Raw genomic sequence first — 23279 nt, forward strand, 5'->3', positions numbered from 1 at the left:
TTTATAGGCTTAATAACTTGGTTAAGTTATTAGGGGCGCACGGCGAATGCCTTGGCACTAGGAGCCGAAGAAGGACGGCACTAACACCGATATGCTTCGGGGAGCTGTAAGTGAGCTTTGATCCGGAGATTTCCGAATGGGGAACCCACTACGTTTAATCGCGTAGTATCTTGACGTGAATTCATAGCGTCTTGAAGGCAGACCCAGGAACTGAAACATCTAAGTACCTGGAGGAAGAGAAAGAAAAAAATCGATTCCCTGAGTAGCGGCGAGGCGAAACAGGGAAGAGCCCAAACCAAGAGGCTTGCCTCTTGGGGTTGTAGAGACACTCTATACGGAGTTACAAAAGAGCGAGTTAGATGAAGCGACTTGGAAAGGTCCGCCAGAGCAGGTAAAAAGCCCTGTAGTCGAAAGTTCGTTCTCTCCAGAGTGGATCCTGAGTACGGCGGAACACGTGAAATTCCGTCGGAATCCGGGAGGACCATCTCCCAAGGCTAAATACTACCTAGTGACCGATAGTGAACCAGTACCGTGAGGGAAAGGTGAAAAGCACCCGGAAGGGGAGTGAAAGAGATCCTGAAACCGTGTGCCTACAAGTAGTTAGAGCCCGTTAATGGGTGATAGCGTGCCTTTGTAGAATGAACCGGCGAGTTACGATTACGTGCGAGGTTAAGCTTTAGAAGGCGGAGCCGCAGCGAAAGCGAGTCTGAATAGGGCGAAATAGTACGTGGTCGTAGACCCGAAACCAGGTGATCTACCCATGTCCAGGGTGAAGGTGAGGTAACACTTACTGGAGGCCCGAACCCACGCACGTTGAAAAGTGCGGGGATGAGGTGTGGGTAGCGGAGAAATTCCAATCGAACCTGGAGATAGCTGGTTCTCTCCGAAATAGCTTTAGGGCTAGCCTCGTGATGAGAATACTGGAGGTAGAGCACTGTTTGGACTAGGGGGCCATCCCGGTTTACCGAATTCAGACAAACTCCGAATGCCAGATATTTATACACGGGAGTCAGACTGCGAGTGATAAGATCCGTAGTCAAAAGGGAAAACAGCCCAGACCACCAGCTAAGGTCCCAAAGTAATCGTTAAGTGGAAAAGGATGTGGCGTTGCACAGACAACCAGGATGTTGGCTTAGAAGCAGCCATCATTTAAAGAGTGCGTAATAGCTCACTGGTCGAGTGACGCTGCGCCGAAAAATGTATCGAGGGCTAAACGATTCACCGAAGCTGTGGATTGACATCTATGATGTCAGTGGTAGGAGAGCGTTCTAAGTGCGTTGAAGTCAGACCGGAAGGACTGGTGGAGCGCTTAGAAGTGAGAATGCCGGTATGAGTAGCGAAAGACGGGTGAGAATCCCGTCCACCGTATGACTAAGGTTTCCTGAGGAAGGCTCGTCCGCTCAGGGTTAGTCGGGACCTAAGCCGAGGCCGATAGGCGTAGGCGATGGACAACAGGTTGATATTCCTGTACCACCTCCTCACCGTTTGAGAAATGGGGGGACGCAGTAGGATAGGGTAAGCGCGCCGTTGGTTGTGCGCGTCCAAGCAGTAAGGCGTGTGTGTAGGCAAATCCGCACACTATAACGTTGAGCTGTGATGGCGAGTCCGTATGGACGAAGTTCCTGATTTCACACTGCCAAGAAAAGCCTCTATCGAGGTGAGAGGTGCCCGTACCGCAAACCGACACAGGTAGTCGAGGAGAGAATCCTAAGGTGTGCGAGAGAACTCTCGTTAAGGAACTCGGCAAAATGACCCCGTAACTTCGGGAGAAGGGGTGCTCTTGAGCGTGCAAGCGCATGAGAGCCGCAGTGAATAGGCCCAGGCGACTGTTTAGCAAAAACACAGGTCTCTGCAAAACCGTAAGGTGACGTATAGGGGCTGACGCCTGCCCGGTGCTGGAAGGTTAAGAGGAGTGGTTAGCGCAAGCGAAGCTGCGAGTGAAGCCCCAGTAAACGGCGGCCGTAACTATAACGGTCCTAAGGTAGCGAAATTCCTTGTCGGGTAAGTTCCGACCCGCACGAAAGGCGTAACGATCTGGGCACTGTCTCAACGAGAGACTCGGTGAAATTATAGTACCTGTGAAGATGCAGGTTACCCGCGACAGGACGGAAAGACCCCGTGGAGCTTTACTGTAGCCTGATATTGAATTTTGGTACAACTTGTACAGGATAGGTAGGAGCCAGAGATCTCGGAGCGCCAGCTTCGAAGGAGGCGTCGGTGGGATACTACCCTGGTTGTATTGAAATTCTAACCCATGCCCCTTTAGCGGGGCAGGGAGACAGTGTCAGGCGGACAGTTTGACTGGGGCGGTCGCCTCCTAAAAAGGTAACGGAGGCGCCCAAAGGTTCCCTCAGAATGGTTGGAAATCATTCGTAGAGTGTAAAGGCACAAGGGAGCTTGACTGCGAGACCTACAAGTCGAGCAGGGTCGAAAGACGGGCTTAGTGATCCGGTGGTTCCGCATGGAAGGGCCATCGCTCAACGGATAAAAAGCTACCCCGGGGATAACAGGCTTATCTCCCCAAGAGTCCACATCGACGGGGAGGTTTGGCACCTCGATGTCGGCTCATCGCATCCTGGGGCTGTAGTCGGTCCCAAGGGTTGGGCTGTTCGCCCATTAAAGCGGTACGCGAGCTGGGTTCAGAACGTCGTGAGACAGTTCGGTCCCTATCCGTCGTGGGCGTAGGAAATTTGAGAGGAGCTGTCCTTAGTACGAGAGGACCGGGATGGACACACCGCTGGTGTACCAGTTGTCTTGCCAAAGGCATCGCTGGGTAGCTATGTGTGGACGGGATAAGTGCTGAAAGCATCTAAGCATGAAGCCCCCCTCAAGATGAGATTTCCCATTACGCAAGTAAGTAAGATCCCTCAAAGACGATGAGGTAGATAGGTTCGAGGTGGAAGTGTGGTGACACATGGAGCTGACGAATACTAATCGATCGAGGACTTAACCAAAAAAATGTTTGAAACATTCAATGCACCGTTTATCCAGTTTTGAAAGAACAAAACCTTTCATTTTAGGGTTTCAAAATACGACGTATATTGAAAGCCAAAGAGAGCTTCAAGACACAAGTAGTACAAGGAAGCAAACGAGTGAATGAGGGAGCGTACTTCTGTACGTGACTGATTGAACGTGAGAAGCTGACGCAGTAATACGCCGTGTATTGGAGATCGTCAATAGTCTAGTGATGATGGCAAAGAGGTCACACCCGTTCCCATACCGAACACGGAAGTTAAGCTCTTTAGCGCCGATGGTAGTTGGGGGCTTCCCCCTGTGAGAGTAGGACGTCGCTAGGCACCTGAAAAAGTCGAGGATATATTCCTCGGCTTTTTTGTTTGCGATTTTTCTCTGCCAATTATTAAGCCGAAGGTTGAGGGATGGAAAATTTTATCCAAAAGCCGATGCTAAGAAACATAGCATATATTTCGATGACGGAGCAAAATATTGAGCGCTAGTTAACGAAGATGCAGGATCTGATAACTTGTTAGTTTTGAATACAGTTTAAAATTAATTCTAAAGTCATTTTTATAATAAAAGAAAAGAAAGTACATTGAACAAAGATTGATCAAAATACTTTCTTTCCTGTAATTTAGTAAACAGTTTTTATAAATATGTTTGATTATTTTTTATAGCTCTTGTTCAAATGTTATAATTCAATGTATCTAAAAAACGTTGATGGATTAACGAGACAAATTTCTTTTACGCATAGAGTGTAAACAATAAATCATTAACGATGTCAAAAATAATCATCCTTCATCAAACCCTAAATTAATCGGCTCTAACGGCAAGTTTTCTTGACCAAGCATATTTGTTAAAGTAACAGATAAATCTACTTCTTCAAACTTAAATCCATCAGCCCATACTTTACCTGTTCCTATTAATAAAATACCGAAGTGAATAGAAGCACTTTCTTTTGGTACATCTAATACAACCGAATAGAAGTTCCAGTCCGTTGTACCCTGAATAGGTCTATTATCCATGTTATCAAACTGAATCACATCACCTGTACTATTATCTACTCGACACCAAACTCCACATTTTACAACTTCGTCTGTTTTTAAGAAACAAGACAGTTTTATACGTTTTCCTAACCAATTTTCTGCTGAAAAGCTTTGCATCATTGTCCCGAATTGACCTTCACCTACATCTGTTTTCGAAGACAGTAAACCTGATTTTATGCCCGTATGAAATACGTGTCCATCGGCTTTCATTTCATAAAAAGTTGGGTGTGAACCACTTAAAATCCAGCCTTTAATTGTCGTTAAATCACTCATGTTTTTCTCCTCCGTCCCTTGAAGTGTTCGCATGATTTTGCGATATTTACCTGGTGGCATTTTATATAGCTCTTTAAAAGAACGTGTGAATGCTTCTTGTGATTGATAACGTAACTCAAACGCAATTTGAAGTATCGATTCATCTGAATGTAATAAATACATTGCTGCTAGTGCCAGTCTTCGTTTTCGAATATATTCACTTATCGTCAATCCAGTTTCTTGTTTGAAAATACGTGATAAATGAAATTTTGAATAGCCAATATGTGATGCATAATCATCTAACTGCCATTCATCTAATAAACACTCTTCTAAAGAATAAATTACATCTTGAGTTACTTTGCTATACATTTAGCTCACCTCACTTCCTAATTTTAGAGGATTTATAATTTTGTTTTTTGATATTAATTGCTATGTTACTAGTATGAAAAATTAACTTCGTAATATAATCTCAAAAAGAGGGATGTTATAAAATCAAATTCCTACTTCCGCTAGCCTGATCTGTTAGAAAAAAAGCGTTTCAATTTATTATAGGAACGCATCCGTTAAATAGATATACTTATAGGGAATATAAATTATTTTAGACCAAACTTCATTTCAACCTGGTGACGTTTATTTATAACGCCTGCAAATTAGCAGTAGATCGTCTCAATGCTTTAGCAGGAATCCATATGTTAGTAAATTATAGGTAGTCGTACTATTCCCGCCATGAAATACTAGCAATGGTTCACCTGATAGATTGCCAGTTTCAATGATATGTGTTCTTCCAAAACGAGTATGAACGTAAACATTCTTACATGAATAATCCAATTTCTTTAATTGTGCATCATAAAGCTTTAATGACATTTCTCTTCCAGATTGTGTTTTGTAAAGACTCATATAGTCCTCTCCCATATCTATATTTTTCTACCAATTCCTATTTATATGTCACCATTCATGGATAGTGTCCTATTCTTATTAAACGAAAGCAACCCGTTAGCCATCCATGTAGCGCAAAAACCAGCGCTACACCACAGAAAATGAAAGATGATTACGTTCTTTCATGGGAGTTTAATAAGAAAAGCAAATCTAATAAAGAATAGTACATACTTATGATACGGTTCACCTTAATGTAGTTAGTTTCCATTTTCTATATATATCCTTACCAGCAATTCATCGCTATTTTCACCCTGACAACGTATAATAAGAGAAGCAGAAGAAGAATTCATTTTTCCTCTAGTTAAAAAAAGAGGTGCAATTACTTGAAACAATTTGAAACAGCATTACCTGAGCAGTATGAAACATTAAAAAAACAGGCCAATTATACGTCTAGCTGGCGAGAGCGTTTAGACGCAGTCGAAATGTTATCGGCTTATCAACATGACAAAATCATAGATTTATTAAAAAATCGTATGCAGCATGATACTGTCAACAAGGTGCAATTAGCAGCCTATGAAGCACTCGCGGCGTTTGGTGAGGACGTAGAGAAGCCATCACCTGCACGTTTTGATATTATCAAAGGCACAGACAAAATTTTCCTGCGGGTGAAAAAGAGCTTGCCGAAGGACCATACAGTGACAGACTTTGCGGATAAACTAAAACGTATGCGTTTAGATGTCTTTGATGCGTATGAAGGCGACAAAGGTGTACAATTTATGAACTGGTTAGAGGAACGTTGGGCAAAACTATAATCAGTAGTTTTGCGATTTATGAAGGAAAGTCATTCTCTCCGCTTGTGGAGAGAATGGCTTTTTCTTATCTTACGCTGCGGTTCATCGAAACTAATATTAAATTGTATTACTGCTTTTCTTTGTTCATCTATCTTTATTGTTTAATGATAAAACAAACACCTTATTCAACTAACCCACCCCGTTAGCGCAAGAAGAGATTGCTCTAATTGAACAATCTCCCTCAATAGTTGTGGAGCAACAATCTTTTGAAAAACATCCAAATTTAAAAACATTAGGCTGTTTTCGTATAGATTGTTGCTCTTTAAAAAGAGCAGACTTATTCTACAAAACGTGTAGAATAAATCTGCCTTTTGTTTTGATATTTAGTGAATCGAAAATTTAGCTAAAGCACCCGTTAGTTTAAGTGTAATGTTTCACAAACTTTCATAACGAATGGTTTCTGTTTACTGTTTTATAGGTCTTTCAAAAATCAATTCATAGTATGACCCTACTGCAACTCCTGAAGTTTCAAAGTCAGGGGAGAAAATTTGAACAAAACGCCATCCTTGTTTTGCGTGATTTTTAATTACTTCTCGATAGTCTTCATTAGGTTTACTAGATATATTCTTTTAAAATCTTGTTTTAACTGTATGTTTTTATCTGTTATTAAGTGTTACAATTACTTGTGGTTTTCCACTTATTACCTTAATTGTACGTTGAAAAAAGATGGGGGAGATACAAAATGAAGAAAATAATGTCAGGGTTAGTATTAACGTTAAGTTTAGGTTTATTCCATTATTCATATGCAAGCGCAGGACCGCTAGTTAAATCAGAAGAGAATGTTAGACCAATAGAAATCGTTGCGAATGGTGAATTTATAAAGATGGATGCACATCCTCTGATGGATAATAACCGTTTATTTGTTCCCATCCGAGCGCTTGCATCTCTTGGTCTTTCTTATAGTTTTAACTCAACGACTAGCGTTGCTACAGTTCAAAATAAAGAGGGAGATTATCTAAAAATAAGTGCAAATAGCAGCACTGCCTATAAAAATGACAAGGCTATTCAAATGGATGTACCTGCTCAAAATAGCAATGGCCGTATTCTTGTTCCTATCCGATTTGTCTCTGAATCCTTAGGGTACAAAGTTCAATATGAATCCATTCGCAAATTTGTTTTTGTTAACTCACAGGACTATTCTTTTGATTCAAAATTATTGTATCAGGATGACCTTCAAGCAGCGCGTAAAGCTGCTATCGCATTACCAATCAACAGGGATTTCATACCACTTGGTACATTAGATGGTTATCGTTTGCACCAATATACGTTTCCTCATGGAAGAGCAGACACTTACTATTTTAATGATGGAAATTATACATTTGTACAAATCAAAGAAGGCGATGCAATAGCCATTGGACAATTATACCGGGAAAGAGGAAAACCATCTCAGGCAAGAGGGAATGTTTCACCCGAAATGAGTTTAGATAGAGACCCGTTTATGGAACCTTTTGATCATCGTAGTGTACTCTTTTTTGAGAACGACGATGGTATGGCTACAATAGTTTACCAGGAAGATAAAAATGAACAGGTAAATATTAAAACAAAAATGAATATTTATTCTGATATCATACAGAAACTTCCTGACCACAAATGAAGTAGTTGATTTAAATTTAAGATGGGACTGTCCCAAAAGGGGTATTTTAGCCAAAAATAAATAAAAAGAAAAAGACAGAAACATTGATTTAACAACGTTTCTGTCTTTTCGATTTTATGTGAATTTACTTCAAAAGGGACTTATGAGACAGCCTCATCTACTTAAGCATTAATACCAGCTTTTTTTAATGAAGCAGTCAAGTTACCGTTTGAGGTTGCATAAGTAAATCGTTGTGGAGTGGTTTGTTGAATATAACCTGTTGGCCAGAAAATCTCATTTACTTTACCCGTTGAATCAAATAGTGTCCAAGGGCCTCCTCATGTGACAATTATTATTAAATTATTCCTGCTGTAGTAATCTTTCTCGTTAATTTAAGAAGTGATATAAACAGGATTTTCTTGATGTACCATAATAAATCCTTCTTCAACTAAACTGCTTCTTTAGTTTAAGTAGAAAAAGCCCAGGCTTCAAATTAATTGAGTACTTGGACTTTGGTGTTACATTATCAAATTGTTTTAGCCATTGTTATATTCGTAATTTCATAACCCATTTTTTCGTATAAGCCACGTGCAATTTTATTATGACAAAAAGGTTTAGACCAATTTTATTCATACCTAACTCTTTAGCCATAATCTCAGCTTCTTTCATTGCTTTCTTCTTGCCATATCTCTGCCCTTGATATTGTTCGAAAATCAGAAGATTATTAAACAAAATAGAAAAAAGTGGAGTTACTATCATACGATAATAACTCCACACACCTTGTTATTTCCAATTAAAACCTTTTTTCGCTAAGAAATCTTTGATATGAGGACGGCGTTGTTCAATTAAAAAATCAGCCATTTGCTTTGTCCAGTTATCAATTTTTCGATTGGATGAGCGATTATTGTAGTATGCTTCCATTGTGTCGTTGTAAGCTGGTAAAAGCTCCTCGTACTTTTCTGCATTGTATTCATTTTCATGTAATACTGCTGAAACCGGTAAACGAGGTTTTACTTCATTGCGACGAGCAGGAACCCCAATTGTTAAGCCGAATAGTGGGAAAACGTAGTCAGGTAGATTGAATAATTCGCTGATTTCCTCAGGCTTATTACGCACTCCTCCAATATAACAAATCCCATACCCCATAGATTCTGCAGCAACGACAAAGTTTTGAGCGAATAATGATACATCAGCTACTCCAACAAGTACGTTTTCTGCCGAATCAGCCACAATATCTACGCCTTCTAGTTTACCTGCTGATTGAAGACGCTTGAAATCTACGCAGAAGACAAAGGCACCGCCAGAAGTTTCGTATTGACGAGGATTACCAGAGAGCAATCCTAATTTTTCTTTTTTCTCCGTATCTGTTACCCAAATGACACTATAAGCTTGTACAAAATGTGATGTAGCAGCCATTTGTGCAGTAGCAATTAATTCTTCAATAATTTCCTTTGAAATCGGATTTCCATCATAAATACGAACCGAAGAGTGGTTCCGTAATAATTCTTTAACCATTAATAAAATCTCCTTTTTCCCTTATATATATCAAGAGCATATCACGCTTCTTCTTCAAAATCGAATTTATTCGATGTTAAAATTATTTTTGAATAATTTGCAAACGCGTAAAATTTCTCGTAAAGTAAAATATTTTGTTAAATATAGATTAAAAATTCTAAATAGTATAAAATTATGTATGCGACGGTTTATTTGGTTGTGTTTATAATTACTGGAAATTTAAGGGGAATTGAACCAAGTAATCTAGTTGAACAAAATTAAGTGGGATGGAGGAATAAGGAATGGAAGAAAAGTTGGCGAAGAAGCTTCGTAATGAACAGCTACGGAGCAAGGTTGTAACAGCAGAAGAAGCAGCATCTTGGATTAAGGATGGTATGGTACTTGGGATGAGCGGATTTACACGTGCTGGTGACGTTAAAGTGGTACCTCTTGCACTTGTAGAGAAAGCTAAAAAAGAGAGCTTCCAGGTAGATGTATATACAGGTGCATCACTTGGCCCAGAAGTTGACCAATACTTAGCAGAAGCTGGTGTTATTCGTAAACGTGGACCTTTCCAAGCGGATGCAGGTATTCGTAATAAAATCAACAGTGGTGAAATCGCATTTGTCGATGCGCACCTGTCACATAATGCGGAACTAGTACGTCAAGGTATTATTGGTCCTATTGATTTTGCGATTATTGAAGCGGCTGCAATTACAGAAGACGGCCTACTAATTCCTACAACTTCAGTTGGTAACTCTCCAATTTTTGTGCAAGAGGCAGACCAAATAATTATTGAGTTGAACGTAGCGCAGCTTGATGCATTAGAGGGTGTGCACGATATTTTTGTGCCAGGACCACAGGGGAAACGTGATCCAATTCTATTACAAAAGGTATCAGATCGACTTGGCGCAACAGGTATTCCACTAGACTTAGATAAAGTAAAAGGTATTGTTATTTCAGATATTTTAGATGCGCCATCAACGATCGTTCCTGCTGATGAAGAAACAGATATTATGGCCAATCATTTATTAAATTTCCTACGTGAAGAAATTAAAGTTGGTCGTTTAACGACAAGCTTACGACCAATCCAATCAGGTGTAGGCTCAGTAGCAAATGCCGTATTATTAGGCTTTAAAGATTCTGAGTTTGAGAACTTAGAAGTATATTCAGAAGTGCTACAAGATGCAGTATTTGAATTAATGGATGCGGGTAAGGTGAACTTTGCATCTGCTACTTCTATTACCCTTTCCGAGGAAGTTGGAAACCGAGTTTATGGTAATTTTGAAAAATATGCAGATAAACTAGTATTACGTCCACAAGAAATTTCTAACCAACCAGAAGTTATTCGCCGACTCGGGTTAATTTCTGTTAATACAGCACTAGAAGTAGATATTTACGGGAATGTGAATTCTACGCATGTTTCTGGTACAAAAATGATGAATGGAATCGGTGGTTCTGGAGACTTTGCACGAAATGCGCGATTAGGTATTTTCGTCACAAAATCTTACGCAAAAGGCGGAAATATCTCTAGTATCGTTCCAATGGTATCGCATGTAGACCATACGGAGCATGATGTAGACGTAATCGTAACAGAGCAGGGAGTAGCAGACCTGCGTGGGCTTGCACCAAAAGAACGGGTAGCACTAATTATCGATAACTGTGCACACCCTGAATATCGTGAGCAATTATGGAATTATTTTAACGATGCCAATGAAGCAACAGGCGGACACCATACGCCACATAATCTAGAAAAAGCACTTTCATGGCATGTGAATTACGCAAAAAATGGTACGATGAAGGACCCCGCATTATTGAAATAATAAAATATTAAAAGCCTTGAAGGAGACAGCTTATCTGCTCCTTCAAGGCTTTTAGTTGTTAATAATGTATACCAAAAAGCTCGGGCATCCCAGGAAGTAATCAGGTATCCCCAAGAAGTGATAGGGTAGGCCCCCGAATTGATCAGCTAAGCCCCTCGAAATGCTCAGAAAGTCCAGTTACAAAGTTCCTACTTACAATAATCCAATCCACTTCCAATACGTTGCAGAGAATAGAAGAACTAGGATGTACCCAATAATCGTTAAAGGAATACCCGATTTTAAGAAATCCTTTGTTGTAAAGGCTCCTGTACCGTAGGCAAGCATATTTTGTGGTGCACTAATAGGTAAGAGGAAGCCAAAGCTAATAACAAATTGTTGCACGATAACGAATCCAACCTGATCGACATTAGCTGTTAACGTAGAAGCTAAAACGATAAATACCGGCACAAGTGCAGATGCTAAACTTGTTGCACTCGCAAAGCCTAAGTGAATAAGAATATTAAATAATGTAACAAGTGCGATAGTGGCAAGGATTGGCATAGAATCTAAACCGAGTGAACCGAATACCTTATCAGATAACCACGATGCACCTTTTGTATTAAGTAAAACTGTTCCTAGCATAATTCCTACTGCAAAGACGATAATTGTTCCCCAAGGAATGTGAGGTTCGACTTCTTTCCACGAATAGACCCCGATTTTTGGCATTAATAAAATGGCGATTGCAACGATTGTGACTGTTGTAGTATCGAATGGGTGAAGCTTACCCTCAGCAGCCCAGAAAAACAGTAAAACTACCGATGTTATGATTAAACGAATTTCGGGAGCTTTTAATGGACCGAGATCCGCAAGCTGCTTTTTGATTACCTCTTTACCACCTTCAATATTACTTGTTTCAGGTTTAATCAGTGTAATCATAATGAAAAATAGAGCCACTGACATGATGATTGAGAAGGGGGCAGCGTAAAGTAACCAAGAACCCCAAGAAATATCCACACCAAATTGTTCTTTGATGAAGTTTAAAGCGACCATATTTTGGGCTGCTGCCGTTTTAATACCGATATTCCAAATGGAGACAGCCTGCACAGAGGTAATGACAAGTAAAGCAGCAAGTCGACTATCACGTGGTAAGCCAAATGCTGCGACCATTCCTAGTAGTATTGGTACAACTGCGCCTGCACGTGCAGTAGCAGAAGGGACAAAGAATGCGAGCGCTATAGATACTAAAATAGCACCAAATACAATGGCTTTCGTTTTTGTCCCTACTAGTGACAGTATCCATAGCGCAAGACGTTTATGTAAATTGGTAATTTGCATGGCTGCTGCTAGGAAAAGAGCAGCGGCTACTAGTGCAACAGCAGAGTTACTAAATCCACTTAATGCCAATTTTAACGCATCTGATGTTCCTAGCACTGTCGCTGGATCTTCCATTGATGGAGCTAAACCTAGTAAAATTGTAACAAGAGCAATAATCATGGCTGAGCTAACGGGGTAGGATACTGCTTCAGTAACCCAAAGAATGACTGCGAAAGCTAAGATGGCTAGAGCTCGTTGTCCAGCTACAGGTAAATCGCCGTTGTTAGGTAAAAAAGTAATGATGATTAGTAAAGCGAAGGCTAATCCAATCCAGAGCGGCTTCAAATTACGTTTTGGTTTTGCTTGTTCAGAAGTAGACATACTTTTTCATCCTTTCTACATGACTACAATTTTCTATAACATCGGCTAGTAAGATGCTTTTTTAAGAAAGTAATTTGTATATTTATTGTAAAAAAAACCAGTATGTGAAATACTCTCTATTTATAGCGATAATAGGCGGTTACGAGAAAATATATGGTCATAGAAAAGACAAAAATATCCAAAGTAATATTATTTCTTTTTCTTGAATGCAGAAGTTACTTTAGGCTCAGTTCCCTGAATTAAGCGTTGTATATTTTCGATATGCAAAATGATCGCTATTCCTAAAAGTAGTAGGGCTATAATTGTCGGGCCTACTCCAGGAATCCATAAATATGTTGCTGTACAAAAAACAAGATAAAATTCAAGTACACCGACAATTAGATAATTCGTCGTGAAGGACAAAAGAACAAATAAAATGAGTGCAAATAAACCAATTTTCCAATCGATTGCAAGTAATATCCCTATGATTGATGCAGTTCCTTTACCGCCATTGAAGCCCATATGGAATGGGAAATTATGACCAAGAATGACACCAGCAGCTATGATATAGGTTAAGAGCCAAACTTGTATTTCTGTTAAATGTGTTGCATCTGCTAGATAGATATGGGCACTGATAATAGCTGCTACGCCTTTACCAATATCGATAAGTGCAACTAATACGCCGTATTTCCATCCAAGGGAAAGTGTTGCATTGGATGCACCTGCATTGCCATGACCAGTCTTTTTTAAATCTACCCCGGATAAAAACTGAGCAACTTTAGAGCCGTGAATACAACCAATTAAATAACCAACAAGAAGAAAAATGATAACGGCTTTTAACATAAAAGTTCTCCTTTCAAAATAAATAGGATCATCACCAAAATTTAGGGCTAACACTTTAAAACGTATGTCATTGCATATAAGTTGATTGGAGTGGAGACTGGGCGACTCCTTGGGATCTGTGCGAAAGCGAAGCGACAGCAACAAAGCGCCCAGTCGGAACGGAAATCAACCCAACTTTTGGTGGTAAACCAATAGATACTAAAATAGTGTATGCGTTCGTTTTACGTAAAAAAGCAGACAGAAGTTTCGGAAAAAATAAAATTTTATTGTTGACAGAAAAAAAGTCTATGTTTATACTGTGTAACAACGATGGAAATTGAATCTCATACTCTTATCAAGAGCGGCGGAGGGATAGGCCCTATGATGCCCGGCAACCAGTAAGTGACGAACTTGCTAAGGTGCTAATTCCTACAGATTCTTACTTGGATCTGGCAGATAAGGGGAGGAAAACTTGCAACCGCAACCCTCTTCTTAGCTGAAGGGGGTTTTTGTTTTCTACAGAAAAAATCCTCCTCATCTCCGGTACCATCGTAAAAAAGTAACCATTTGGAGGTAGACAATGACAAATTTTAAACCAGAAACATTGCTGTTACATGGTGGCCAAGAGCCAGACCCGGTAACAGGATCTCGCACAGTACCCGTATATCGCTCAACAGCTTTCGTTTTTAAAGACACAGCTCATGCGCAACGTCTTTTTGCTTTAGAGGAAGCGGGCAATATTTACACACGTATTACAAACCCAACTGTAGATGTTTTTGAAAAACGCGTCGCTTTATTAGAAGGCGGTACAGCAGCGGTAGCACTTTCATCTGGTGCAGCAGCTATTGCATTTTCAATTTTAAACCTTGCTGGGGCAGGGGATGAAATTGTTGCAGGTAGCTCTTTATACGGAGGTACTTATAATTTATTGGCAAACACACTACCAAACTACGGTATTAAAACAATTTTTGTAGACGAAACAAATCCAGAAAATTTCAAAGCAGCTATTACGGATAAAACAAAAGCGGTGTTCGCTGAAATTTACGGTAACCCAAGTTTAAAAGTGCTAGACATTGAGGCAGTAGCGAATATAGCACATGAAAACGGCTTGCCATTAATTATTGATAGCACATTTGCTTCACCTTATGGCTCAACACCAATTGACTTCGGTGCCGATATCGTCGTTCATTCCGCAACAAAATGGATTGGAGGCCATGGTACAACTTTAGGCGGCGTTGTCGTAGACGCAGGGAAGTTTGATTGGACTCGTGGACGTTTCCCAGGCTTTACTGAACCAGATGCTTCTTATCATGGTTTGCGTTATGGTATTGACACAGCAGCGGCTGCATTTGCCACAAAACTGCGAGTGCAATTACTACGCGACTTCGGTCCAACATTAAGTCCAGATGCAGCATTTAATTTATTACAAGGTTTAGAAACGCTTCATTTGCGTATTCCTAAACACAATGAAAATGCGTTAGCGGTAGCTGAATATTTACGAAACCACCCATCTGTGGAATATGTAAATTACAATGGCTTAGAAGATTTCCCTACTCATGATTTAGCAAAAAAATATTTGAGAAATGGCTTCGGTTCAGTGCTTACATTTGGTATTAAAGGTGGACGTGAAGCAGGGCGTAAATTAATCGATAGTGTGAAATTATTCTCGCACGTAGCAAATGTAGGGGATGCTAAATCATTAATTATCCATCCAGCATCTACTACACATCAGCAACTATCAGCTGAGGAGTTAATCCAAACTGGCGTAACCGAGTCGCTCATTCGCTTATCCATCGGTTTAGAGGCAGTGGAAGACATTATTGCAGATTTAGAACAAGCTATTGAACAAGTAACAGCTTCACAGCAAAAAGTAGAAGCTTAATAAATAAAATTAAAGAAATTTCCGTTCGACATAAATAGAAATCTAATCGGTTATGACTACTCCCGAAAAAAGTCGGCACGAGAAGTAGACAGGGGATCTATGCTTGCTTGGAGAAGCGCCTTGCATATACGCAATATGTCCGTTAATGTTGCGCACCAGTACTTGAGTACAAACTCTTTTCAGGAAGAAAAGGTAAGGTACTTTAATCCAAATATTCTAGAACTCCACTGCTTTAGCGGTAGGAGTAGTTAGATTGGCTAATGTTGTAGCGTTTACGTATTTTCTCATTCGATAGGCCTCATTTGGTAATGCGTAAAACGTTGCTGCATCAACCGCTCGCCCCATTTGGTGAGTTATTTGAAGTTTTTTATAAATAATACCTAGTATCTTTATAAGTATTATTGACTTGCTTAAATCCTTGTTATATACTAGGATTTAAGTTCAGTGTTCGAAAGGGTAGTACCAACCTAGAACCAATTTAGTTTTCATAAGTGCTCCCCCACTTTTGAATATATATGAAGAAGAGTAGTTGCACAGCCAGCAGCTACTCTTATCTAAAAACTGATGATAAAGGAGTGTTTTAAATGGGAAATGTTTATAGTGCGCAAAACATTGCATCTTATCTTATTTATGAGTTAAATGAAGGTCATGTGTTTGTGAACAACATGTCCATACAAAACATACTTGCGTCAGTTGAGAGTAATTGGCAACAGACCTTTGGACATTCTGCTTTTAAAGAAGTCGTTTATGCCAAAGAGGAAAACTATACAGTAAAAGAAGTTTTCGAAGCTTATGAGAGCTATGGAGCAAGTCATATTTCTCTACCTGCGACAGAGTATTACTTGAAATACGGTACATTCCAATTAGTTGAACGTACGTATGCAATACCAAATTTTACGCAAGAGGAAATAAGACTGGTGCAACAAGCTTTAACACAATATCGTTATAAATTACTAGCCAAAGCTAGTTAATTATCCCTCATATAATTGGGCTCATTCTCTGCTGCTACAGGGAATGAGTTTTTTAATTAGATCAGGAAGAGAGACTAGCATAATTGAAAAATTTTTTAATCAATATATTTCAAAAGAACAATTTTTATAAATGTCTTTACATACATATATATAATAGAAGAAAGGCATTCATTTTGGCTCATCGGACGCCCCCATGAAGCTCTGCTCTGCGCGACAGCGAAACGACAGCAATCTGCGCGAAAGCGAAGCGACAGCAACAATGTTTTATCTGTGCGAAAGCGAAGCGTCAGCGGCAATGTTTTATCTGTGCGAAAGCGAAGCGACAGCAACAAAGCGCCCAGTCGGAACGGAAATCAACTACACGCTATGGTGATGATCCTTATTTTTTTATAAAGAATCGTCAATATTTGTTCAATTATTATAGATCCAAGCGAAAAATCATATAATAAAAGGGATGAAAACGATTTCTTCTGCACGTCTAGGAGAAACAAATGTCCATCCTAGAAAGATTTTTCTTGTGCAATGTATGTATTTGCGTTACAATTTTCTTTAAGTTAAATTTTGAATTATTTGAATTTGTATGTATTTTACAGCTTTTTATCTTCTTTAGGCGAATATTTTTATGATGAGGGCGAAATGCCATGACTAAATATCTGTCTGAAAACGAAGTGTTAGAAATACAGTAAGCTGCAAGTTTGCGAACAATTCAAAATCTGTGCGAATTAAGCTGAGGCGTAATAAAATTTAATGAAACTGCGGAATGTAAGTTGGAGGGAATATAGGAATGGCAACTATAAAGGCAGCTATATTAGGATTTGGAACGGTAGGTCAAGGAATTTACCATATATTAAACGAAAAGCGTGAAGAGCTTAAAAATAAATTAGGAATTGAGCTAGAGGTAGCAAAAATATTAGTTACAGACGCTAGCCGCGAACGTGTACCAGGCACAGCGCATTTAATGACAACTAGTATGGATGAAGTCTTAGCAGAACCGGGTCTGCAGGTTGTTTTTGAAGCAATCGTAAATGAGGAGCCAGCATTTACTTACTTAAAGCGTGCTGTTGAGCATAAATGCCATGTTATCACAGCTAATAAAGTAATGTTTGCAAAGCGGGGCTTAGAGCTGCAGGATCTTGCAAAAGTAAATGGTGTTTTTGTAGGATTTGAGGCAACAACTGCTGGTGGTGTACCTGTTATTAAAACGATGAAAAATATTTTGCTTGTCAATGATGTTAGTCGTATTCAGGGTGTTTTAAATGGTACATCTAACTATATTTTAACGAAAATGCGTTCACAGGGCTGGTCGTTCGAAACAGCTTTAAAAGAGGCGCAAAATTTAGGTTATGCAGAGGCAGATCCATTTAATGATATATCAGGTCAGGATGCCTTTAAAAAATTAATGATTTTAAGTGCATTGGCATTTGGTGAGCAACCAGATTGGGCTGACGTAGAAGTAATCGGCATTGATAACATTTCGGCAGAGCAAGTGCAAGAAGCATGTGAAAAAGGCCTGCGTTATCGCCACGTTGCAGAGGTTGAGAAGCTAGCTGATGGAAAAGTGCTCGCAAAGGTTGGTCCACAATTAGTTGATAAAGAACATCCACTTTACCCCGTTGATGACGTGAATAATGCTGTGGCATTGGATACAAATTATATTGGTACATTAACGTTAATTGGACCTGGAGCAGGTATGTATCCAACAGCTAGTGTGATGGTTGAGGATTATGCGGAAATTATCGGTAAGCGAGCTGGGTTTGTTGTAACAATATAATAGATGGAATTGATACCTAAACAATTAAAAATGCCTATCATTCAGCAATGTTCAATTGTTTGAATGATAGGCATTTTTTAATCCTCATCTTTAACATCAATATCCTCTGGAATCGGTGTATTACGCCAAATTTCGATCTCCTCTTTAATACGATCTAACTGCTCAAAATAAGTGCTGAACTGCCCGCTATTAATCAATATTTGATCTCCATCGTACACTGAGCGGATGCGTCCCTCATAAACTAGGCGCAGTACTTGATCCTCTGGCATACTAAGCTCAATGGCTGTTTCTTCAATTGTTTTATACATAATTTTCGCTCCTTTTGTTGTTTTTATTATAACGTCCCTTGAAAAGAAAGCATACTGTGGCTAATGAAAGAAAAATAAAAATGGTAATTGTTTGGTTTTGGATAAATCTGTATTATTAATGTTAATGAGTGGAAAAGGTCAAGGAGGTAATAAATGATGTATCCATTTTTCGTACTTCTAGCGGCTATATTATGGGGCATGACAGGAACTGCACAAACATTTTTAGATGCAGGAGTATCTCCGCTAGCAGTAGCAACAATTCGTTCTGCAATTGGTGGCGGACTATTATTAGCTATTACTATTTTTCTGCGTAAAATTAACTTTCTTAAATGGTCGTGGAAATGGACAATTTTAGCTGCCGCGAGCATTGCATTATTCCAAGGTCTTTTTTTCTCATCAATACGTCTAACAGGTGTAGCTATTGGAACAGTTGCAACGATTGGTAGTGCCCCTGTGTTTTCTGGCGTTTTAGAATGGGTACTATGGAAAACACGGCCGACAAAGGTGTGGGGAATAGCAACGGTAATGGCAATTCTCGGCTGTATTTTATTATTAGTTAATAATGGGGATAAGGCTGTGCATATGGGAGGTATTGGACTAGCCCTTTGTGCAGGTCTCTCCTTTGCATTGTACACAAATATTAGTAAAAAGCTTATGACGCAAGAGGGGGCATTACCTGCAGTAGCGATGACGTTTTCAATTTGTGCGTTATTTTTACTTCCATTCTCGATAAATGGAGGCTTTAACTGGTTAGCTGTCCCACATAATCTATGGACGATGCTTTTCATGGGGATTATGTGTACAAGCATTGCCTATTTATTGTTTTTAAATGGCCTTCAGAAAATTAGTTCATCGACGGCCGTTACACTATCCCTAGCAGAGCCTTTGACTGCAGCGATGCTAGGTGTATTTTTAGTTGGCGAATATTTAAGTATGACTTCATGGATAGGCGTTGCAATGTTATTAGGCGGTATTGTTGTACTGACATTAGGGGGAAGAAAAAAGATTTGAGAACAAGTCATACAAGACAATCTTTTTATGTAAAATCTTTAACTTCTTTCAGCAAATGTCTTTTGTAGCGCAAGCGAAGCGGCTCATCAGAAGCCCCCAGGAAGCTTTGCTCTGTGCGAAAGCGAAGCGACAGCAACAATTGTTTTATCTGTGCGAAAGCGAAGCGACAGCAACAATGTTTTATCTGTGCGAAAGCGAAGCGACAGCAACAATTGTTTTATCTGTGCGAAAGCGAAGCGACAGCAACAATGTTTTATCTGTGCGAAAGCGAAGCGACAGCAACAATGTTTTATCTGTGCGAAAGCGAAGCGACAGCAACAATGTTTTATCTGTGCGAAAGCGAAGCGACAGCAACAATGTTTTATCTGTGCGAAAGCGAAGCGACAGCAACAATTGTTTTATCTGTGCGAAAACGAAGCGACAGCAACAGCAACAACAATGTTTTATCTGCGCGAAAGCGAAGCGTCAGCGGCAAATGTTTTCTGTAGCGAAAGCAAAGCGCCCGGCCGGAACGGAAATCACCCCACGTTATGAGTCACATTAAAACCTTAAGAAATTCTTCATTTTTATAATAGCTGGTTTTTAAGATTTACAAGATACACTATTAATTGAGAGCGAGGTGTATATCATGACGAAACTAACAGTTCTTGTAACAGACGATGATCAAGATATTCGTGATGGTATTGAAATCTATTTAAAAAATGAAGGCTACAATGTCATTAAAGCTGCTGACGGCTTAGAGGCAATTGAAAAGCTAGAAAACAATGAAGTACATTTAATTATTTTAGATATTATGATGCCAAATATGGATGGAATTACAGCGACATTTAAGATTAGAGAAGAGCGCAATATTCCAATTATTATGCTAAGCGCGAAGGCGGAGGATGGCGACAAAATTCATGGATTGTCTGTAGGTGCAGATGATTACGTCACAAAGCCTTTTCATCCATTAGAGTTGTTGGCTCGGGTAAAATCACAGCTACGACGTTATGTACAGCTTGGGACATACAATGATGAAGCGGCAAAGGTGGAAATTGACGGACTTGTATTAGATGAGGACGCAAAGGAAGTCATTTTAGAAGGGGAGCCTGTTCGATTAACACCAATAGAATATAAAATTACGGAATTATTAATGAAAAACGCAGGGCGTGTATTTTCGATAAGAGAGATTTATGAGCGTGTATGGAATGAGGAAGCTTACAATGCAGAAAATATTGTGGCTGTACACATTCGAAAAATACGTGAAAAAATCGAAGCAGATCCGAAAAATCCACGCTATTTAAAGGTGGTGTGGGGCGTTGGCTATAAAATGGAAAAATAAAATAGAGCAGTATGTTACAATTGCAGGGTTTGTAGCAGGGGTTATTGGATTAATTTATTTTGGCGTATATGCGTATCAGATAGTAACTGCCCGCTCTTCAGAGATGCTACAATTGCTCGAGAGAATTTTTTAGAGGGGAGTTAAAAGGATGTTGAAAAATTGGAAATCTCTTCTCGCTCTTATATGTTTAATCTGGGTAATTTTCGGTATATTTACGTTCTCTAATGTCGGGTACAAATATATTGGAAAGTCCTATTTTCATTCTGAAAGTTTCCAGCATGAAATAGATAATTTTCAGTCAGAGTTAGGACCATTAGTGTTAAATTTACCAACTGCTGAGGATTTAAAAAGTAAAATCGTGGTTACACAAAGTGAAATTGAAGAACATCGTAATCGCTATGGAACATTAGGGCAACAGATAGAAAATATTAAAGCTCAATACGAGGAGCGCATTCAAGAAGCTGCTAATGTAAATGCAACGGATTTAAAAACAAAGCTTGAGAAAGAGCGAGATACAACAATTAAAGATATTACGGCGAATTTTGAGGATGATGAGCATGTCCATAAAAAAATTCTTGCTCAAAAGGAAGCGCTTGTTGATCAATATATAAAGAAAGCGCAAGATGAAGCAAAGAGCTTTGTGAAAAATAATAATTATTGGTCTTATGAATTAAAGAACACGGAAACAGGCGAAACATATCGTTCAGGTAATATTACGGATAGAAGTGCGTTCGTAATAAATTATACGGGGCAACAACCGTTAACTACTTGGAATATCAGTGAGAATTTAAGCCCAATTTTTTATCAAACTGATATTCACGTAGATACAGAAAATTTCAGAGAAACAACTGATTACACGGGCACCATAACAATCTCAAAAAATTCAGCACAAGCAGTGTACATCATGGAAGGCTATGACCATTTTACACGTAATCAATACATTTACTTTTTTATATGGTTAACGAGTATTATAGCGGCTATTGTTGCGTGGAAAGGGCGTAAAGAAGTGCTGCAAATGGTACAAGGTATAAAAGAAAAAGAAGCACTTGCAAAGATGAAAATTGATTTCCAGCTTGTTTTATTGTTGGTAATCGGATGTATGTATTTGTTAACTATGGAAATTTCTCACGAAGCAATTGAATTTTTTTACCAAGGTAATTATGTGAGCTTTTTAATGGATTTACTAGTAAAAGCAGGTGCACTATTAATTATTGCTATTCTGTTCTTTGTACAGCTAATTTGGCTGTATGATCGAGTGAATACTGTAAAAAAACTAGAAGAGAATTTAAAAGCTAGCTATTTATGGTCACTAGGTGAATCAATTACAGATTTATTTTTAAATCGTTCCATTGGATTGCATTCTATAGTGATGATTGGAGCAGCATTTTTCGGTGGTGGAAGTCTTGTTGCTTCCATGTTACGAGGTGGTGGATTCCCTGTTCTAGTATTGGGCATCTGTACACTTATCGGTATACCAGCCATGATTCTCTTCCTTTCTAGAATGGGCTATTTAAACCGAATTATGAAGGATACAAAAGACATGGCCGAGGGACGTTTAAATCGTGATGTTAAAGTAATGGGCAAATCACCACTTGCAGAGCATGCAGAAAATCTTAATCATTTAAGGGAGGGCGTACGCACGTCCATGCATGAGCAGGCAAAAAGTGAACGTTTAAAAACAGAGCTTATTACGAATGTTAGTCATGATTTACGCACACCGTTAACGTCCATTATTACGTATACAGATTTACTGAAAAATCCTGATATTACGGAAGAAGAGCGTAAGCAATACATTCATATCCTTGATAAAAAATCAGAGCGCTTAAAATTACTGATTGAGGATCTTTTTGAAGTGTCTAAAATGGCGAGTGGTAATATGGAGCTTCATCGTACTCGAGTAGACTTATCTCAGCTTGTACAGCAGGCGGTAGGGGAGCATGAGGAAGATTTAGCACAGGCACGTTTAGATTTACGTATGACAAAACCAGATGAGCCAATCTATGCGTATGTGGATGGTCAAAAATGGTGGAGACTGATTGATAATTTAATTGTCAATGTATTGAAATATGCATTAGAAGGCACACGTGTTTATGTTACATTAAAGCGTACTTCTGAGGGCGATGCGGAATTCACCGTGAAGAATGTCGCAAAATATGAAATTAGCGAGAATGCCGATGAGTTATTTGAACGCTTTAAGCGAGCGGATGCTTCGCGCCATACAGAGGGCTCAGGGCTCGGCTTAGCCATCGCACAATCCATTGTAGATTTGCATGGTGCTCGTATGAGTATAGAGGTAGATGGAGATTTATTTAAAGTAATCGTTCGAATTCCAGCAGCATAGACAAAAACAGCGGCAAACATTCTGCCGCTGTTTTCTTTGCTTTGAAAACAAAATGCGTGAGGAAACCCTTGTGAATGTTGTGAATTTCTATCCGTCACTTCGGCTCTTCATTCCGTTGTTTAGGCTCTTCATTCCGTTGTTTAGGTTCTTTTATCCGTCGCCTTGGACCCTCATTCCGTCGCTTCGGCTTCAATCCGTCGTCTTGGACCTTCATTCCGTCGCTTCGGCTTCTATCCGTCGTCTCGGACCCTTATTCCGTCGCTTCGGCTCTTCAATCCGTCACCGCGGCTCTTCATTCGGTCGCTTCGGTTCTTCAATCCGTCATCTCG

18 protein-coding genes, 2 rRNA genes, 1 pseudogene and 1 riboswitch are annotated in these 23279 nt (G+C 39.4%); of the genes and pseudogenes, 13 read left to right on the top strand and 8 right to left on the bottom strand.

Annotated features, from left to right (window positions below):
- Nucleotides 1–19: 19 nt before the first annotated feature.
- Nucleotides 20–2954: ribosomal RNA gene (locus FJQ98_RS02060) — 23S ribosomal RNA — on the top strand.
- Nucleotides 2955–3180: 226 nt separating this feature from the next.
- A 5S ribosomal RNA gene (gene rrf, locus FJQ98_RS02065) occupies nt 3181–3296 on the top strand.
- 450 nt (nt 3297–3746) lie between these two features.
- Here the strand turns inward: rrf and FJQ98_RS02070 are convergent.
- Nucleotides 3747–4622 carry a helix-turn-helix transcriptional regulator gene (locus tag FJQ98_RS02070; protein ID WP_053594082.1) on the bottom strand — a complete coding sequence of 292 codons (876 nt, stop codon included), beginning with the start codon at nt 4620–4622 and terminating at the stop codon, nt 3747–3749.
- A 297-nt stretch (nt 4623–4919) separates the two neighbouring features.
- Entirely contained in the window at nt 4920–5150 is a 231-nt protein-coding gene (locus FJQ98_RS02075) for a hypothetical protein (RefSeq protein WP_053594081.1), read from the bottom strand.
- A gap of 362 nt (nt 5151–5512) precedes the next feature.
- Between FJQ98_RS02075 and FJQ98_RS02080 the strand changes: the two genes are divergently transcribed.
- Complete coding sequence (locus tag FJQ98_RS02080) at nt 5513–5941, top strand: HEAT repeat domain-containing protein (RefSeq protein WP_053594080.1); 429 nt, start codon at nt 5513–5515, stop codon at nt 5939–5941.
- 443 nt (nt 5942–6384) lie between these two features.
- Here the strand turns inward: FJQ98_RS02080 and FJQ98_RS02085 are convergent, their stop codons facing one another.
- Nucleotides 6385–6543 carry a DUF4177 domain-containing protein gene (locus tag FJQ98_RS02085; RefSeq protein ID WP_075807213.1) on the bottom strand — a complete coding sequence of 53 codons (159 nt, stop codon included), beginning with the start codon at nt 6541–6543 and terminating at the stop codon, nt 6385–6387.
- 119 nt (nt 6544–6662) lie between these two features.
- Between FJQ98_RS02085 and FJQ98_RS02090 the strand changes: the two genes are divergently transcribed.
- Nucleotides 6663–7574 carry a copper amine oxidase N-terminal domain-containing protein gene (locus FJQ98_RS02090; RefSeq protein WP_053594079.1) on the top strand — a complete coding sequence of 304 codons (912 nt, stop codon included), beginning with the start codon at nt 6663–6665 and terminating at the stop codon, nt 7572–7574.
- A gap of 505 nt (nt 7575–8079) precedes the next feature.
- Here the strand turns inward: FJQ98_RS02090 and FJQ98_RS02095 are convergent.
- Both FJQ98_RS02095 and chrR read right to left on the bottom strand, forming a co-directional pair.
- Nucleotides 8080–8276: pseudogene (locus FJQ98_RS02095) on the bottom strand (GNAT family N-acetyltransferase); the annotation flags it as partial.
- A 60-nt stretch (nt 8277–8336) separates the two neighbouring features.
- Entirely contained in the window at nt 8337–9068 is a 732-nt protein-coding gene (gene chrR, locus FJQ98_RS02100; protein WP_053594078.1) for a class II chromate reductase ChrR, read from the bottom strand.
- Between the two features lie 281 nt (nt 9069–9349).
- On the opposite strand from chrR, the gene scpC reads away from it, so the two are divergent.
- Nucleotides 9350–10870 carry a succinyl-CoA:acetate CoA-transferase ScpC gene (gene scpC, locus FJQ98_RS02105; protein ID WP_053594077.1) on the top strand — a complete coding sequence of 507 codons (1521 nt, stop codon included), beginning with the start codon at nt 9350–9352 and terminating at the stop codon, nt 10868–10870.
- A gap of 192 nt (nt 10871–11062) precedes the next feature.
- Here the strand turns inward: scpC and FJQ98_RS02110 are convergent, their stop codons facing one another.
- Together FJQ98_RS02110 and FJQ98_RS02115 are read right to left on the bottom strand one after the other, a co-directional pair.
- Nucleotides 11063–12544, bottom strand: a complete 1482-nt coding sequence (locus FJQ98_RS02110) for a DASS family sodium-coupled anion symporter (RefSeq protein ID WP_053594076.1) — start codon at nt 12542–12544, stop codon at nt 11063–11065.
- Nucleotides 12545–12733: 189 nt separating this feature from the next.
- Nucleotides 12734–13366 carry a glycerol-3-phosphate acyltransferase gene (locus FJQ98_RS02115; protein ID WP_053594075.1) on the bottom strand — a complete coding sequence of 211 codons (633 nt, stop codon included), beginning with the start codon at nt 13364–13366 and terminating at the stop codon, nt 12734–12736.
- 328 nt (nt 13367–13694) lie between these two features.
- Nucleotides 13695–13808, top strand: a riboswitch (SAM riboswitch).
- Nucleotides 13809–13925: 117 nt separating this feature from the next.
- On the opposite strand from FJQ98_RS02115, the gene FJQ98_RS02120 reads away from it, so the two are divergent.
- The 4 genes from FJQ98_RS02120 to FJQ98_RS02135 all read left to right on the top strand — a co-directional run bounded on the left by FJQ98_RS02120 (nt 13926) and on the right by FJQ98_RS02135 (nt 17969).
- A complete protein-coding gene (locus FJQ98_RS02120; protein ID WP_053594074.1) occupies nt 13926–15227 on the top strand; it encodes an O-acetylhomoserine aminocarboxypropyltransferase/cysteine synthase family protein in 1302 nt (433 codons plus the stop codon).
- Nucleotides 15228–15811: 584 nt separating this feature from the next.
- Entirely contained in the window at nt 15812–16198 is a 387-nt protein-coding gene (locus FJQ98_RS02125; protein WP_053594073.1) for a hypothetical protein, read from the top strand.
- Between the two features lie 193 nt (nt 16199–16391).
- The gene (locus FJQ98_RS02130; RefSeq protein WP_201406607.1) at nt 16392–16571 is read left to right on the top strand and encodes a hypothetical protein; all 180 of its coding nucleotides are present in this window, start codon (nt 16392–16394) and stop codon (nt 16569–16571) included.
- 411 nt (nt 16572–16982) lie between these two features.
- Nucleotides 16983–17969 carry a homoserine dehydrogenase gene (locus tag FJQ98_RS02135; RefSeq protein ID WP_053594072.1) on the top strand — a complete coding sequence of 329 codons (987 nt, stop codon included), beginning with the start codon at nt 16983–16985 and terminating at the stop codon, nt 17967–17969.
- Between the two features lie 77 nt (nt 17970–18046).
- Here FJQ98_RS02135 and FJQ98_RS02140 read toward each other — a convergent pair whose 3' ends face one another.
- Nucleotides 18047–18277 (bottom strand): MerR family transcriptional regulator, encoded by a 231-nt coding sequence (locus FJQ98_RS02140; protein WP_053594071.1) that lies wholly within the window; start codon nt 18275–18277, stop codon nt 18047–18049.
- Between the two features lie 153 nt (nt 18278–18430).
- Here FJQ98_RS02140 and FJQ98_RS02145 point away from each other — a divergent pair, with 153 nt between their 5' ends.
- From FJQ98_RS02145 to FJQ98_RS02160, 4 genes are all read left to right on the top strand, one after another.
- Complete coding sequence (locus tag FJQ98_RS02145) at nt 18431–19288, top strand: DMT family transporter (protein ID WP_053594070.1); 858 nt, start codon at nt 18431–18433, stop codon at nt 19286–19288.
- A 113-nt stretch (nt 19289–19401) separates the two neighbouring features.
- Complete coding sequence (locus tag FJQ98_RS02150) at nt 19402–19776, top strand: hypothetical protein (protein ID WP_201406608.1); 375 nt, start codon at nt 19402–19404, stop codon at nt 19774–19776.
- A gap of 140 nt (nt 19777–19916) precedes the next feature.
- Nucleotides 19917–20609, top strand: coding sequence for a response regulator transcription factor (locus FJQ98_RS02155; RefSeq protein WP_053594068.1), 693 nt, complete (start codon nt 19917–19919; stop codon nt 20607–20609).
- 148 nt (nt 20610–20757) lie between these two features.
- Complete coding sequence (locus FJQ98_RS02160) at nt 20758–22950, top strand: sensor histidine kinase (RefSeq protein WP_053594067.1); 2193 nt, start codon at nt 20758–20760, stop codon at nt 22948–22950.
- Nucleotides 22951–23279: the final 329 nt, after the last annotated feature.

This window comes from Lysinibacillus agricola, assembly GCF_016638705.1.
GTDB lineage: Bacteria > Bacillota > Bacilli > Bacillales_A > Planococcaceae > Lysinibacillus > Lysinibacillus agricola.